The sequence below is a fragment of the Hyphobacterium marinum genome (genome assembly GCF_036330325.1).
Classification (GTDB): domain Bacteria; phylum Pseudomonadota; class Alphaproteobacteria; order Caulobacterales; family Maricaulaceae; genus Hyphobacterium; species Hyphobacterium marinum.
In genome coordinates this window covers 52,807-66,251 of the sequence record NZ_JAZDRO010000005.1, presented here as the reverse complement: position 1 = coordinate 66,251, position 13,445 = coordinate 52,807, and the positions used below count along the sequence as shown (strand labels likewise).

Sequence of the window (13,445 nt, the reverse complement as noted above, 5' to 3'; positions counted from 1 at the left end):
CGCGGCAAGGGTTAACGGCCTGACGCAGCGCAGTTGCACGCCGGTCCGGGCAGGGCTAGGAGAGGCGCGCAGGGGACGAGGACGATGACCGAGCAATCCGACACGCAAATCGCGGCCTGGCGGCAAAAGTTGATCGCGTTCCTTGAAACGCCGCTTTTCCTCAACTCCATTACCGGCCTGATCCTGTTCAACGCCGTGACGCTGGGGCTGGAAGCCTATCCGTTTGAGGCCGTCTGGTTCACCGATGTCCTGCCCGTGGTGGACCGGATCATCGTCGCGATCTTCGTCGCCGAATTGCTGTTGAAAATGATCGCCTACAGGGGCGAATTCTTCAAATCGGGCTGGAACTGGTTCGACCTGATTGTTGTCGGCATCTCGCTCTTCCCCGACGCTGGCCCGTTCACCGTGTTGCGGGCGCTGCGCATCATGCGGGTGTTCCGCCTGTTCTCGGTGATGCCGGACATGCGCAAGGTGGTCGAAGCGCTGATGCGCGCGATCCCGGGTATGGGCGCGATCCTCGCCGTCCTGTCGCTGATGTTCTACGTCGCCGCGGTGATGGCCACGAAACTCTTCGGGCCGACCAATCCGGACCTGTTCGGGACGTTGGGCGGGTCAGCGTTCACCCTGTTCCAGGTGATGACGCTGGAAGGCTGGGCGATGGATGTCGCGCGGCCTGTGATGGAGGCGCAGGCCTTTGCCTGGGTCTTCTTCGTCATCTTCATCGTGCTGACGAGTTTCGCGGTGCTGAACATGTTCATCGCGGTGATTGTCGACTCCCTGCAGTCGAAGCATTTCGACGAGGAAGAGGAGCGCGCGGAAAAATCCGAGGCCGACGCCCAGGCAGACCGCGACGAGATGCACCGCGAGCTGACGGCGATCCGGGCCGAGATCAAGGCTCTGCGTGAGGCGGTGACTCAGGGTTCGGCGGCCTCGCCCAATTCCGCGGCGAAAGCCGAGGACAGGGACGAGTAGTAGGCCGCGAGGCGTTCCTCACGCTCGGTGCGTTCGCGCGGGGCCGGGGCTGACAGGAGCCGGGCCGGAAGCTCGGCGTGAGCCAGCGTCATGAAATCGCGCCAGATGCGGGCCGGCAGGCCGCCGCCGGTGACGTCGCGTGTCGGGGTGTCATCGTCATTGCCGACCCAGACGCCGGCCGTGTAGTCCGCAGAGAAACCAACAAACCAGGCGTCGCGGGAATCCTGGCTGGTGCCGGTCTTGCCAGCGACCGGGCGGTCGGCGAGCCGGGCATTCTGACCCGTCCCGGAGATCACCACGTCCTGCATCAGGGTCGAGACGGTCTGGGCGATATTTGCTTCGATGGCGCGCTCGCCCGAACCTTCAGTCTCAGGGCGTTCATAGAGGACGCGCCCCCGGCTGTCGGTCACCGCGAGGATGAGGAAGGGGCGGCGGCGGATACCGTCGCTGGCGATGGTCGAATACGCCCCGGTTAGTTCAAGAAGATTGACCTCGACCGCACCGAGCGACAGGGCGGGAAGCGGCGGCAGTTCGGTCTCGATCCCGAGACGGTGAGCCATGTCGACAACGGCTTCGGGGCCGATTTCAACCCCGACCTGGGCGGCGACCGTGTTGATGGACCGGCGCAGCGCCTCTTGCAGCGTAACGCGGCCGCGATAATTGCCGCCGAAATTGCGCGGGCTCCAGCCTTCGAGATCAATGGGCTCGTCATAGAAGGCGGTGAAGGGCGAAAGCCCGGCCTCGAAGGCGGCGGCATAGACAATCGGCTTGAAGGCGGAACCGGGCTGGCGATAGGCATGAACCGCGCGATTGAACTGGCTGTCGGCATAATTCCGTCCGCCGACCAGTGCGCGAATGGAGCCATCATTGGCCAGTGCGACAAGCGCCGCCTGCCCGGCATTCTCGCGCTCGCCTTCCTCGTCGAGCCGGGCATTGAGGGCGCTATGCGCCATGCCCTGAAGTTCGGGGTCAATGGTTGTACGGATAACAAGATCGGCGGGGCGGGAGGCAATGAGGGCTTCGGCCTGGGCCAGTGCTTCGTCGAAAATGTAGCCGTAGAGCGCGCCGTCGCGCAGCGTCTGTTCGGCGGCGGGCTGAAGCTGGGCCGGGGCGGCGAGGGCGGCATCGCGCTCTTCGGCGGTAATGAACTCGGCCTCGGTCATCGCCTGGAGGACCTGCGCGGCGCGTTCGCGGGCGGCCTCGATATTGGTGGTCGGGTCGAGCCGTGAGGGGGCCTTGGGCAGGGCGGCGAGGAGGGCGGCTTCGGAAAGCGTCAGCTGCGAAGCGGAGCGGCCGAAATAGCGCCGTGACGCGGCTTCAACGCCATAGGCCCCGGCCCCGAGATAGACCCGGTTGAGGTAAAGTTCGAGGATTTGCGTCTTGGAGAGCTGACGCTCCAGCGCCAGGGCGAGGCGCATTTCCTGGATCTTCCGGCGCAATGAGCGCTCCGGTGACAGGATAAGGTTTTTCACCAGCTGCATGGTCAAGGTCGAGCCGCCCTGGACCGTCGCTCCGGCGCGCAAATTTGCGAGCACCGCGCGGCCGGCTGAGCGGTAGTCCACGCCATCATGTTCGTAGAAGCGCCGGTCCTCGATGGCGATGAAGGCGTTGATGACGTGCGGCGGCAGATCATCGAGCGTGATCGAGCTGGCATAGAGCGGCCCGCGCACATCGAGCACATCGCCATTGCGATCAAGGAGTGTCGCGGAGGCCTCCCGCCTGATACTCCAGAAAGTCTCGGGGTCCTCGGGCAGGGACGGCAGGTCATGGAAGGCCCAACGCCAGAATGCGCCGGCGATAAGGCCAGCGAGCAGGATGATGGTCGCGGCAACAGCCGTGATGATCCACGCGCGGCGCTCACGCCGCCGGTGATCATCTCTCAATATGTCGGCGCGAAACGGCATGTTAGGGTCGGGACCAATCCAGCATCCGGGCAAGACGCCCGGACATAGCGGCATAATTCAGGCAGTCATGTCCCAACAACCCTTCTGGAAGCTGAAAGCCCTGTCAGACATGACGCAAGGCGAATGGGAATCGCTGTGCGATGGCTGCGCGAAATGCTGCCTCATCCAGCTGGAAGACGATGACCGACGGCTGGAGTTCACCGATGTGGCGTGCCGGCTTCTGAACTGTTCGACCGGACGGTGCCGGGATTATGCAAACCGCGCGGTCCGGGTGCCCGATTGTGTGCCACTGACTCCGGACAATGTCGCGCAGCTGAACTTCATGCCGCAGACCTGTGCCTACCGCCTGCTCGCCGAAGGCAAGGATTTGCCGGACTGGCATCCGCTGGTGACAGGCGATCCGAATTCCACGGCGAAAGCCGGCATGGCGGTCAAGGGGTTTGTCGTCAGCGAACTGGCGGTGGACGAGGATGATCTGGACACCCGGATCCGGTCCTGGCCGGGCGAATGAGGGGATAGGCAGGCCGCTATCCCCGCGGCCCTCCCAGAAAAGCATCGCCGCTTCAAACGTCTAACTTATTTCACAGGCGAATAATCCGGCTGATCCGGTTTCAGGCTATAAACCGGCATGGTCGGAAAACGCGTCAGGAAGCGGCAACTCTCCCCGGGTGAGTGGGCCGTTCTCGAGCAATTGAGACTGGCGGGTGTTCCGGTGGGCGAGATCGCCGACCGTGCCGGGCTGTCGGAAAGCTGGACCTACAGGAAGCTCGGTCAGATGGCCAAGGACACCCCCGCCGTGCGGCTAGCGCGCCAGCGCGCGGCGATGGAAGCAGACCTCGCCCGCATCCAGGCGGCGTTCCGCGACGAGGCCCCGGCCGATGTCGCGCGCCGGGCGCGGGCGTTCAGCGCGGTTCTGAAAGCCAGCAAGGATCTGGAGGGATGGATGACACCCAAGGACACGAAGGCCGAACCAACGGATGACGACATGCCCAGCGTCGAAGACCTCTGCGCCGAACTCGAACGCCGCTTTGCTGCACTCGATGCCGGCAGAGCAGCGGCGTGCGGTCATGGCGAAAATGGGCCAGCGCGAGCTGATGGCGATGCTGGCGGACTGGACGTTCTGGGGCCGGACCGAACAGCACCCGCCGGAGACTGACTGGTCGATCTGGCTCTTCCTGGGCGGGCGGGGTGCGGGCAAGACCCGCGCCGGAGCCGAGTGGGTCTCGGCGCAGGTCCGGGCGGGCTGCCGCAGAGTGGCGCTGGTCGCGCCGACTTTGGGCGATGCCCGCGAGGTGATGGTCGACGGACCCTCGGGCCTGAAACAGGTGAGCCCTTGGGGTGAGCGCCCGGTGTTTGAGGTCTCGCGCCGCCGGCTGGTCTGGCCGAATGGTGCGATCGGTTATGTGTTTTCGGCTGAGGACGCCGACTCGCTGCGCGGCCCGCAATTTGATTGTGCCTGGGCCGATGAGTTTGCCGCCTGGGCGGCACCTCAGGCGACGCTCGATAATCTGCGGTTGGGCCTGAGGTTGGGTGACAATCCACGGCTGGCGGTGACAACAACGCCGCGCCCGATCCCGGCGCTGAAACGCCTGATAACGCAGCCCGGCGTCGCGGTGACGCGGGGCGGCACGGCGCAGAACGCTAACAATCTCGCGCCGGGGTTCCTGGCGGCGATGGAGGCAAGTTATGGCGGCTCGCGGCTGGGCCGGCAGGAGCTGGACGGCGAATTGATCGAGGATCCGCCCGGCGCGCTGTGGACGCGCGATGATATCGAGGCGGCGATCACGGGAGAGCGGGGAGACTTCGACCGCATCGTCGTCGCAGTCGATCCGCCCGCCTCGGCGCATGCCGGGTCGGACGAGTGCGGCATTGTCGTCGCCGGGGCACGCGGCAGCGGGCCGGGACGGGTGGCGACTATTCTCGCCGACAAGTCTTTCGGACCGGCGAGCCCGGAAGCCTGGGCGCGGGTCGTGGCGCAGTCTTACGAGGAGTTCGAGGCCGACCGCGTGGTCGCCGAGGTCAACCAGGGTGGCGACATGGTGATGTCGGTGCTGGCCGCGACCGGGGCCGGATTACCGGTGAGCGCGGTGCGTGCCAGCCGGGGCAAGCATGTGAGGGCCGAGCCGGTCGCCGCGCTCTATGCGGCGGGCCGGGTGAAGCACACTGGGCGGTTCCGGGAGCTGGAAGACCAGATGTGCGCGTTTGGCGCGCCTGACGCGCCGAAGTCCAGTCCTGATCGGGTCGATGCCTTGGTCTGGGCGGTCTCGGTGCTGTTGCTCAATACCGGGCGCGAACCGCGCCTTCGGCGGCTGTAAACGGAGACACGAATGTTCGACGGGATGAAACTCGCGCTGGGGCGCGAGACCAAGACCAGTGCGGCCAAGCCGCTGATCGCGCTCACCTTCGGGGGCCGGGCGGCGTGGACGCCGCGCGATTATGGCGCGCTGGCGCGGGAGGGGTTTTCGAAAAACCCGATAGCCCATCGCTGCGTCCGCCTGATCGCAGAGGCCGGGGCATCGGTGCCGCTGACCGTGCGCCGCGCTGGCGTGGAACGCGACAATGACCCGGCAGCGCGCCTGCTCGCCGAGCCCAATCCGGACCAGTCCGGCGCGGAATTCCTGGAAACCCATTTCGGCTTCCTGCAGGTCGCCGGAAATGCCTATGCGGAACTCGCGGCCATCGACGGCGTGCCGCGCGAGCTCTACGCGCTGCGGCCCGACCGGATGAAGGTTCTGCCCGGCACGCGGGGCTGGCCCGATGGCTGGGAATACTCGACCGGCGGGCGCTCGGTCCGCTTCGTGCGCGACAAGGCGAACGGGCGCAGCCCGATCCTGCATATGCGGCTCTTCCATCCCGGCGACGATCATTACGGCTTCTCACCACTGGAGGCCGCGGCGATGGCGGTCGATGTTCACAATGCGGGCGGGGCCTGGGCCAAAGCCTTGCTCGACAATGCGGCGCGGCCATCGGGCGCGCTGGTGGTGACGGCCAAGGAGGGCGAGGGCCGCCTGACCGACGACCAGTATGAACGCCTGAAAGAGGAACTATCCGAGCTGCACACCGGGCCGTCGAATGCCGGGCGACCGCTGCTCTTGGAAGGCGGGCTCGACTGGAAGCCGATGGCGCTGACCCCGGCGGACATGGACTTCATCGCCGCAAGGCGCGAGGCGGCGCGCGAGATCGCGCTCGCCTATGGTGTGCCGCCGCTTCTGCTGGGCCTCCCCGGCGATAATACGTATGCGAACTACAAGGAGGCCAATCTCGCCTTCTGGCGCCAGACCGTGTTGCCGCTGGCGCGCAAGTCTGCCGCGGCGATGACCGGATGGCTACGGCCCTGGTTCGGGGATGATCTCGATATTGTCTGCGACGAGGATGGCCTGCCCGCGCTCGCCGAGGAACGAGCCTCGCGCTGGGCGAGGATCACGATGGCCGACTTCCTGAGCGATGCGGAAAAGCGCGCCCTGCTGGGCCTGTCGGATGGCGCGGCATGACCGAGACGGCTCTGCGGCAGTGGCGGGTGGAGCGTTCTGTGACGCTGGGCGTCGTGGTGGCGCTGGCGCTGCAGACCGGCGGCGCGCTCATCTGGGCGGGCGCAGCGGGCGAGCGGCTCGACCGGCTGGAACGCGAGATGGCTCCGGTGGCCGCGACCAGCGAACGCCTCGCCCGTCTTGAAGAACAGATGGAACAGGCGCGCGAAAGCCTCGCGCGGATCGAACGCCGGCTCGACCGGGACTGACCTAACAGACATGGAGAAATGCGATGGAGCCCGACTCGCCCGCGCCGGAGAGCGCCCCGGTACGCATTGAAGGCTATGCGAGCCTTTTTGACCTCGCCGACCTCAATGGCGACGTGGTGCGGAAAGGGGCCTTTACCGCCAGCCTGAAACGCAGCGGCGCGCGCGGTGTGCGCATGCTGTTCCAGCACGAGGCGGGCGAACCGGTCGGCGTGTGGGACGAACTGCGCGAGGACGCGCGCGGCCTCTTCGTCAGTGGGCGTATCCTGACTGCCGGGCCGCGCGGCCGGGCGACGGCAGGACTGGTCGCGCAGGAGGCTGTCGATGGTCTCTCCATTGGCTTCCGCACGCGGCGGTTTGCCCCACGCACGGGCGGCGGGCGCGAGCTTCTCGAAATTGATCTTTGGGAGGTGTCGATCGTGACCTTCCCGATGCTGCCGCAGGCCCGCCTGCGGCTGGTGAAACCGGCGGCGCTGATCGCGGCGTGACGGGAATTCGTCGAACCTGAAAGGACATCCATGACGAAAGAAACCAAGATGGCGGTGCCGTCGGCGGAAACCCGCGCGGCGCTGAGCGAAGTGTTGTGCGCCTTCGAGGCGTTCAAGGACGCCAATGACAGGCGTCTCGGCGAAATCGAGGCGAAACGTGCGGCCGATCCGCTGCTGGAGGAGAAACTGGCGCGGATAGACGCAGCGCTGAACACCGCGCAGTCGCGGCTCGACCGGCTCTCGCTCGATGCCGGACGGCCGGGGCTGGAGGCCGGGCAGGCCGGTATCAGCGAAGCAAAAGCGGCTTGGGACGGGTTCATGCGAACCGGTCAGACTCACAAACTTGCAGAATGCAAGTCACTGTCTGTTGGAACGCCCGGCGATGGCGGCTATGTCGCGCCGGCGGAGACGCAGGCGGCCATCGACCGTCTGCTGACCGAGGCCTCGCCGATCCGCGCGATTGCCGGTGTGCGCCAGACCACGGCGAACGTGTTCAAGAAGCCGGTCAGCCTCGGTGGTGCGGCCTCCGGCTGGGTGGCGGAATCCGCCGAACGGCCCGAGACCGACAGCCCGGGCCTCGACCTGCTCGATTTCCCGACGGCTGAACTCTACGCCATGCCGGCAGCGACGACGGCCCTGCTGGACGATGCGCTGGTCGATATCGACCTGTGGCTCGCCGAAGAGGTGCGCGACGTTTTCGCGGCGCAGGAGAGCGCGGCCTTCGTCAACGGCAATGGCACCAACAAGCCGAAGGGCTTCCTCGCCTATACCAAGACGGCGGATGCCTCGGCGGTGTGGGGCGAGATCGGCTATGTCGCGACGGGAGTCGATGGTGATTTCGCTGCCAGCGATCCGGCGGACGACCTGATCGACCTCATCTATGCGCCCAAACCCGGTTACCGCGCCAATGCGCGCTTCGTGATGAACCGGCGCACGGTCTCGACGGTGCGCAAGTTCAAGGATTCCAATGGCGATTATATCTGGCGGCCCTCGCTGACCGAGGGCGGGCAGGCGACGCTCCTGGGCTATCCGGTGACCGAGGCCGAGGACATGCCCGATATCGGGTCGGACAGTTTCGCGATTGCCTTTGGCGATTTCGGGAAGGGCTATCTCATCGTCGACCGCCAGGGCGTGCAGGTACTGCGCGATCCCTATTCGGCCAAGCCCTACGTCCTTTTCTACACCACCAAGCGCGTTGGCGGCGGGGTGCAGAATTTCGACGCCATCAAGCTGATGAAATTCGGCGAGTCGTAGGTCCCCCCTCCCTGACGACGACAGCCGGATTCCGGGCGCGGGTCAGTCTCCGGACTGGGCCGCGTCCGGGTTTTCCATGATCTGAAAGCCGATTTCCATGACACTCCAGATTCTCGCGCCGCCGGGCGTCGAGCCGGTTTCGCTCGACCAGGCGAAGGCCTTCCTGCGTGTAACCCACGCCGATGAAGACCAGCTTATCACCGATCTGATCGTGGCGGCACGCGAACGTGTCGAGGCCGAAACGGGCCGCGCGCTGATCACTCGGACCTGCCGCGAAACGCTCGACGACTGGGCGGTGGAGGGCCGGTTCTCGCCGCCCGGCACGCTGAAACTGCCATCGCCGCCCCTGCAGGCGGTGACGGGCATCACGCTGATCGCCGCCGATGACAGCGAAACGGTGTGGAGCGCGGACGATTATATTGTGGATACCGACTCCGACCCGGGACGGATTGCGGTGCGTGGGCGGTCAGGGTTTCCGCGTCCGGGCCGGCGCATCGCGGGCATAAGGATCGATTTCACCGCCGGATATGGCGACGGCCCCGAGGACGTTCCGGCGGCGCTGAAAGAGGCGGTGCTGCGCCTTGTCGGCGAAGGCTATCCCGACCGGGATGGCGCTCTTTCAAGACCGCTGCCCCTGAGCGTCGTCAGCCTGATCGCCCCTTACCGCCGGGTGCGGCTGTGAGCGGGCCGGAAGCCGCCTTTCAGGACGCGCTGACCGCGCGCCTGGCCGGTGATGCGGACGTGCAGGCCCTGATCGGCGATCCGGCGCGGCTCTATGACGAGGCCCCGGCGGGCGCGGCCTATCCGTTTGCAACGCTTGGCCGGGCGGTGAGTGAGGATCGCGGCGCGGACGGTGCGATGATGATCGAGCACCGGCTGACCCTGCATGTCTGGACCCGTCATGGCGGGCGGCACGAGGCCAAGGCCATCGTCGCGGCGATGCGCGAGGCCGCGCACGAACAGGTCTTCGCGCTCGAGGGCGGGTGGAGTCTCGTTTCCTGCCGCGCGGTCTATGCCGACGCCTTTCGCACCGCCGATGCGCGCATCGCCCACGGCGTGCTGCGCTTCAAGGCGCTGATCGCGAGGCAGAGCTGAACGGGCCGCCTTTCACTCGGCCTCGAAGTCCTCGTCGAATTCGCGGCGCAAGCGCCGGTACGCCATTTGTCCGGCCGGAATCAATGGGATCACGGCGAGCGCCCACAGCATTTCCCGGCGCGATATGGCCGGCAGGAATACGACAACGCCGTAGATTGCGATTGTGAAAAGGATGAGGACGGGCACGGGAATAATCGCCCAGCGCGGCCAGCGGATGACGGCTCGGGGCAGGCCCAGCTCGATCATCGCCTTCCACATGGCAGCGGCGAGACCCCAGCCGAAAACAGCAATTGCCAGAGGGATGAGCCAGAGCATCTGGCTGTCCAGACCGTTTTGCAATTCGAAACGCGCCGCCCAATTCGCGGCCATGACGCCGATGAACATCGCCGCGTAGATCGCGATGGCACCGAGAAATTCCCGAAACTTGTCCACCGCGGCCGAAGACCTCCCGTTGCTTCAGAACCATCCGAACCGAAAGGCTAACCCATGACCGCCCAAAGCGGAAAAGACATCCTCTTGAAAATCGGCGATGGCGGCGAGCCGGAAAGCTTCGCCTCGGTCGCCGGGCTGCGTGCCAAGACGATCAGCCTCAACGCCCGCACGGTCGATGCGACCCATGCCGACAGTCCCGGCGCCTGGCGCGAACTGATTGCCGGAGCGGGCGTGAAATCCTGTGCCGTATCGGGCTCGGGCATTTTCGTCGATGCGGCGGCCGACGAGACGGTGCGCCAGGCTTTCTTCGCGCAGAGCGCCGACACCTGGCGGCTGGTCATTCCCGACTTCGGTACCATCGAAGGTCCCTTCCTGATCGCGGCGCTGGAATATTCCGGCCGCCATGACGGCGAGGCGGCCTATGCGATGAGCCTCGCGTCCGCCGGCGCGCTGAGCTTCGCCGCGGCATGACCAACGCGCATCGCGGCGAGGTGAGCCTCGTCATCGACGGGATGGAGCGCACGCTCTGCCTGACGCTGGGGGCGCTCGCCGAAATCGAGACGGCGCTGGGCGCGAGCGGCTTCGCCGCGCTCGCCGACCGTCTCAAGACCCTTTCGGCGGGCGATCTTGCCGCCGTGCTGGCGGCGCTGCTGCGCGGTGGCGGGGAGGCGGATGCGGCCCGGACGCTGGTAGCGGCGCAGCTCGACTTCGCCGAGGCCGCGCGCGCCGTGGCGGACGCCTTCGAGCGGGCGTTGTGACGGCCATTCCCTTTGACGACTGGCTGTGCCTGGCGCTGCGGCTCGGCCTGATGCCAGCGGCGTTCTGGCGGCTGTCGCTGAAAGAATGGCGCGCGCTGACGGCGATAGGCGGTGCGGCCGTTCTGGACCGCACCGCGCTTGAAGCGTTGCGGGCGCGGTTTCCAGACTAATTCTTCATCTTCATTGGTGATCCCCCCACCCCAACCCTCCCCCGAGGGGGAGGGAGTCTTGGCGCAAATCCCTCCCCTTCAAGGGGAGGGCAAGGGTGGGGTGGGAAATACCCGCAAGAAAGAGAAACCCATGACACTCGATGATGACGAGACTGAACGCATCGCGGCGAACGCCGAACGTGCGGGCGAGGCGCTGCGCGCGCTGGCCGACGGGCCGGGGCGGGAGGCAAGCGAGAGTTTGAGCCGCGCGTTCGAACGGGCGGGATCGTCCATTGAGAGCGCCTTGTCGCGCGCGGCACGAACGGGGGAGCTGAGCTTCTCGGCGATGGCCGATGCCATAGTCCGCGACCTGTCGCGCCTGGCCGTCGACCGCTTCGTGACCGGGCCGATCGAAGACCTGATCGGTTCGCTGGCGTCCGGCCTGCCCTTCTTCGGCGCGCGCGCCGATGGCGGGCCTGTCGTGCCGGGCGGGGCCTATCTCGTCGGCGAACGCGGTCCGGAAATGTTTACGCCAGCGAGTGCCGGGCAGGTTGGCGCGGCTGCGCCGATCACCGTCAACATCACACTGGCTGGCGGGGCTGACCCGGCGCGGCTGCGGCGCTCTGAAACCCAGATAGCGACAGCCCTTGCCCGAGCCGTCGCGAAGGGAGCGCGTCACCTATGACCGGTTTTCACGAGGTCCGTTTCCCTTTCCCGCTGGCGCGCGGCGCGGCGGGCGGACCGGAACGGCGCACCGACATCGTGACGCTGGGGTCAGGGTGCGAGGAGCGCAACACCCCCTGGGCGCATTCGCGCCGGCGCTGGAATGCCGGGCCGGGCGTGAAGACGCTCGCCGATCTGGAAACCCTGATCGCCTTCTTCGAGGCGCGGCGCGGTCAGCTGTATGGCTTCCGGTTCCGCGACCCGGCGGACTGCAAGTCCTGTACGCTTGCCGCTGCACCTGATGCGCTCGACCAGACGCTCGGCACCGGCGACGGGGAGACGACCGAATTCCAGTTGGTGAAACGCTATGCGAGCGGAGGCGAAGCCTATGACCGTCCTATCGTCAAACCTGTCGTAGACACTATTCGCGTCACCGCGGACGGGAGCGAGCTGGTTGCCGGGGACGATTTCACCGCCGATTCCGCGACCGGGATTATCACGTTTACGAGTGCTCCGGATGAGGGCGTGGTCCTGACCGCCGGCTATGAATTCGATGTGCCGGTCCGGTTCGACGTGCCACAACTGGCGATCTCGCTCGACGCGTTTGGTGCCGGCGATGCGCCAGATGTGCCGGTCGTTGAGCTGAGGCTCTAGCCGCCATGCTGACCCTTCCCGAAGAAATGCAGGCCCGGCTCAATGCCGGGACGACGACGCTGTGCTGGTGCTGGCGTGTGACGCGCGCCGACGGAACCGTCTTTGGCTTCACCGAGCATGACGCTGACCTGATCGTCGATGGCGTGACATACCGGGCGGCAACCGGTTTCGTGCCTGGCGATCTGGACCAGGCCGCTGACTTTGCCGCCGGGCAGGCCTCGATCGCCGGGATATTCGATGCAGCCAGCCTGACCGAAGCGGACCTCGACAAGGGCCTGTGGGATGGCGCGGCCGTCGAGCTGTTCTGGGTGGACTGGTCTGACCCCTCGCTTTTCGTGCGGGTCTGGACCGGAGAGCTGGGCGAGGTCCGGCGCGGCAAGACTGCGTTCGAAGCCGATCTCGCAGGTCCGGCGCGCAAGCTCGACCGGACGATGGGCCGGGTCTATTCGCGCAGCTGCGACGCGGAACTTGGCGATGCGCGCTGCGGCGTCGATCTGGATGATCCGGCCTTTCGGGCGGGTGCAACGGTGACGCGGATCATCCACGCCAGCGCCTTCGAGATGTCGGGGCTGGACGGACATGCGCCACCGCTCTTCGCCGATGGCGGGCTGGTCTGGGCGTCCGGAGGGAATGCCGGAGGCAGCGCCCGTGTCCGGGTTCATCGGGCCGCCGGTGCGGCAACGGTCATCGAACTGAGCCAACCGCCAGCCTTACCGGTCGAGGTCGGCGACACGGCCACCTTGATCGCCGGTTGCGACAAGCGGCTTTCCACCTGCCGGGACGTCTTTGGCAACACGGTCAATTTCCGGGGCTGCCCCTTCATGCCGGGCAATGATGCGCTAATCGCCGCGCCGTCCACGCAACACCCGCGCGACGGATCCTCGCGGGGGATCACGGAGTGAGCCCGTCACCGGACCGAGCCGCGATTGTCGCAGAGGCCCGCAGTTGGATCGGTACGCCCTACCGCCATCAGGCCAGTCTGAAGGGGGCAGGCTGTGATTGCCTGGGGCTGGTGCGCGGCGTCTGGCGTAATTGCGTCGGGGCCGAGCCGGAATCCCCGCCGGCCTATACGCCCGACTGGGCAGAGCGGTCGGGCGCGGAAACCCTGCTTGAAGCCGCGCGGCGCTGGTTAGTCGAGATCGATTTGGCGGCCCGTGAGCCGGGCGATGTGATGCTCTTCCGGCCCTTTGCAAACGGCCCAACGAAGCATTGCGGCATCCTGACCGCGCCGGGCCGGCTTACCCATGCCTATTGGGGGCGGGCGGTTTGCGAGACCTCCCTGACACCCTGGTGGATAGGCCGCCTGGTCGCCACTTTCCAATTTCCTTCATATGTGAACTGAT

Annotated in this window: 19 protein-coding genes; 17 read left to right on the top strand and 2 right to left on the bottom strand. The window is 66.5% G+C overall.

The annotated features are described in order from the left end of the window. The first annotated feature begins 84 nt into the window (after positions 1-84). The gene (locus V0U35_RS11690) at positions 85-972 is read left to right on the top strand and encodes an ion transporter (protein WP_330196902.1); all 888 of its coding nucleotides are present in this window, start codon (positions 85-87) and stop codon (positions 970-972) included. On the opposite strand, the gene V0U35_RS11685 is transcribed toward V0U35_RS11690, so the two are convergent. Next, complete coding sequence (locus V0U35_RS11685; protein ID WP_330196901.1) at positions 915-2,876, bottom strand: transglycosylase domain-containing protein; 1,962 nt, start codon at positions 2,874-2,876, stop codon at positions 915-917. The two genes, V0U35_RS11690 and V0U35_RS11685, sit on opposite strands and share 58 nt — an antisense overlap. 67 nt (positions 2,877-2,943) lie before the next feature. On the opposite strand from V0U35_RS11685, the gene V0U35_RS11680 reads away from it, so the two are divergent. The 9 genes from V0U35_RS11680 (at position 2,944) to V0U35_RS11640 (ending at position 9,446) form a co-directional block, all read left to right on the top strand. Next, positions 2,944-3,387 carry a YcgN family cysteine cluster protein gene (locus V0U35_RS11680; protein ID WP_330196900.1) on the top strand — a complete coding sequence of 148 codons (444 nt, stop codon included), beginning with the start codon at positions 2,944-2,946 and terminating at the stop codon, positions 3,385-3,387. A gap of 117 nt (positions 3,388-3,504) precedes the next feature. Next, complete coding sequence (locus V0U35_RS11675; protein ID WP_330196899.1) at positions 3,505-4,032, top strand: hypothetical protein; 528 nt, start codon at positions 3,505-3,507, stop codon at positions 4,030-4,032. Further along, entirely contained in the window at positions 3,944-5,191 is a 1,248-nt protein-coding gene (locus tag V0U35_RS11670; RefSeq protein ID WP_330196898.1) for a DNA-packaging protein, read from the top strand. Before V0U35_RS11675 ends, V0U35_RS11670 begins: the two co-directional genes overlap by 89 nt. A gap of 12 nt (positions 5,192-5,203) precedes the next feature. Beyond that, complete coding sequence (locus V0U35_RS11665) at positions 5,204-6,367, top strand: phage portal protein (protein WP_330196897.1); 1,164 nt, start codon at positions 5,204-5,206, stop codon at positions 6,365-6,367. Beyond that, positions 6,364-6,612: a hypothetical protein gene (locus tag V0U35_RS11660; RefSeq protein WP_330196896.1), complete on the top strand. Its 249-nt coding sequence runs from the start codon at positions 6,364-6,366 to the stop codon at positions 6,610-6,612. The genes V0U35_RS11665 and V0U35_RS11660 overlap by 4 nt, the downstream gene beginning before the upstream one ends. Before the next feature lie 23 nt (positions 6,613-6,635). Then, positions 6,636-7,097 (top strand): HK97 family phage prohead protease, encoded by a 462-nt coding sequence (locus V0U35_RS11655; RefSeq protein WP_330196895.1) that lies wholly within the window; start codon positions 6,636-6,638, stop codon positions 7,095-7,097. A 30-nt stretch (positions 7,098-7,127) separates the two neighbouring features. Continuing rightward, on the top strand, positions 7,128-8,351 hold the full coding sequence (locus tag V0U35_RS11650; RefSeq protein ID WP_330196894.1) for a phage major capsid protein: 1,224 nt from the start codon (positions 7,128-7,130) through the stop codon (positions 8,349-8,351). A 97-nt stretch (positions 8,352-8,448) separates the two neighbouring features. Next, the gene (locus V0U35_RS11645) at positions 8,449-9,033 is read left to right on the top strand and encodes a head-tail connector protein (RefSeq protein WP_330196893.1); all 585 of its coding nucleotides are present in this window, start codon (positions 8,449-8,451) and stop codon (positions 9,031-9,033) included. Continuing rightward, complete coding sequence (locus V0U35_RS11640) at positions 9,030-9,446, top strand: DUF3168 domain-containing protein (RefSeq protein ID WP_330196892.1); 417 nt, start codon at positions 9,030-9,032, stop codon at positions 9,444-9,446. Before V0U35_RS11645 ends, V0U35_RS11640 begins: the two co-directional genes overlap by 4 nt. A 12-nt stretch (positions 9,447-9,458) precedes the next feature. Here V0U35_RS11640 and V0U35_RS11635 read toward each other — a convergent pair whose 3' ends face one another. Continuing rightward, positions 9,459-9,878, bottom strand: a complete 420-nt coding sequence (locus V0U35_RS11635; RefSeq protein WP_330196891.1) for a hypothetical protein — start codon at positions 9,876-9,878, stop codon at positions 9,459-9,461. 54 nt (positions 9,879-9,932) lie between these two features. Here V0U35_RS11635 and V0U35_RS11630 point away from each other — a divergent pair, with 54 nt between their 5' ends. The 7 genes from V0U35_RS11630 to V0U35_RS11600 all read left to right on the top strand — a co-directional run bounded on the left by V0U35_RS11630 (position 9,933) and on the right by V0U35_RS11600 (position 13,444). Then, positions 9,933-10,349, top strand: a complete 417-nt coding sequence (locus V0U35_RS11630; RefSeq protein ID WP_330196890.1) for a phage major tail protein, TP901-1 family — start codon at positions 9,933-9,935, stop codon at positions 10,347-10,349. After that, entirely contained in the window at positions 10,346-10,636 is a 291-nt protein-coding gene (locus tag V0U35_RS11625; protein WP_330196889.1) for a GTA-gp10 family protein, read from the top strand. The genes V0U35_RS11630 and V0U35_RS11625 overlap by 4 nt, the downstream gene beginning before the upstream one ends. After that, positions 10,633-10,806, top strand: a complete 174-nt coding sequence (locus tag V0U35_RS11620; RefSeq protein ID WP_330196888.1) for a phage tail assembly chaperone — start codon at positions 10,633-10,635, stop codon at positions 10,804-10,806. Before V0U35_RS11625 ends, V0U35_RS11620 begins: the two co-directional genes overlap by 4 nt. 130 nt (positions 10,807-10,936) lie before the next feature. Further along, the gene (locus tag V0U35_RS11615) at positions 10,937-11,470 is read left to right on the top strand and encodes a phage tail tape measure C-terminal domain-containing protein (protein ID WP_330196887.1); all 534 of its coding nucleotides are present in this window, start codon (positions 10,937-10,939) and stop codon (positions 11,468-11,470) included. Continuing rightward, the gene (locus V0U35_RS11610) at positions 11,467-12,102 is read left to right on the top strand and encodes a phage distal tail protein, Rcc01695 family (RefSeq protein ID WP_330196886.1); all 636 of its coding nucleotides are present in this window, start codon (positions 11,467-11,469) and stop codon (positions 12,100-12,102) included. The genes V0U35_RS11615 and V0U35_RS11610 overlap by 4 nt, the downstream gene beginning before the upstream one ends. A gap of 5 nt (positions 12,103-12,107) precedes the next feature. Continuing rightward, the gene (locus V0U35_RS11605) at positions 12,108-13,004 is read left to right on the top strand and encodes a phage/gene transfer agent baseplate hub protein (RefSeq protein WP_330196885.1); all 897 of its coding nucleotides are present in this window, start codon (positions 12,108-12,110) and stop codon (positions 13,002-13,004) included. Further along, the gene (locus V0U35_RS11600) at positions 13,001-13,444 is read left to right on the top strand and encodes an NlpC/P60 family protein (RefSeq protein ID WP_330196884.1); all 444 of its coding nucleotides are present in this window, start codon (positions 13,001-13,003) and stop codon (positions 13,442-13,444) included. Before V0U35_RS11605 ends, V0U35_RS11600 begins: the two co-directional genes overlap by 4 nt. Position 13,445 lies beyond the last annotated feature (1 nt).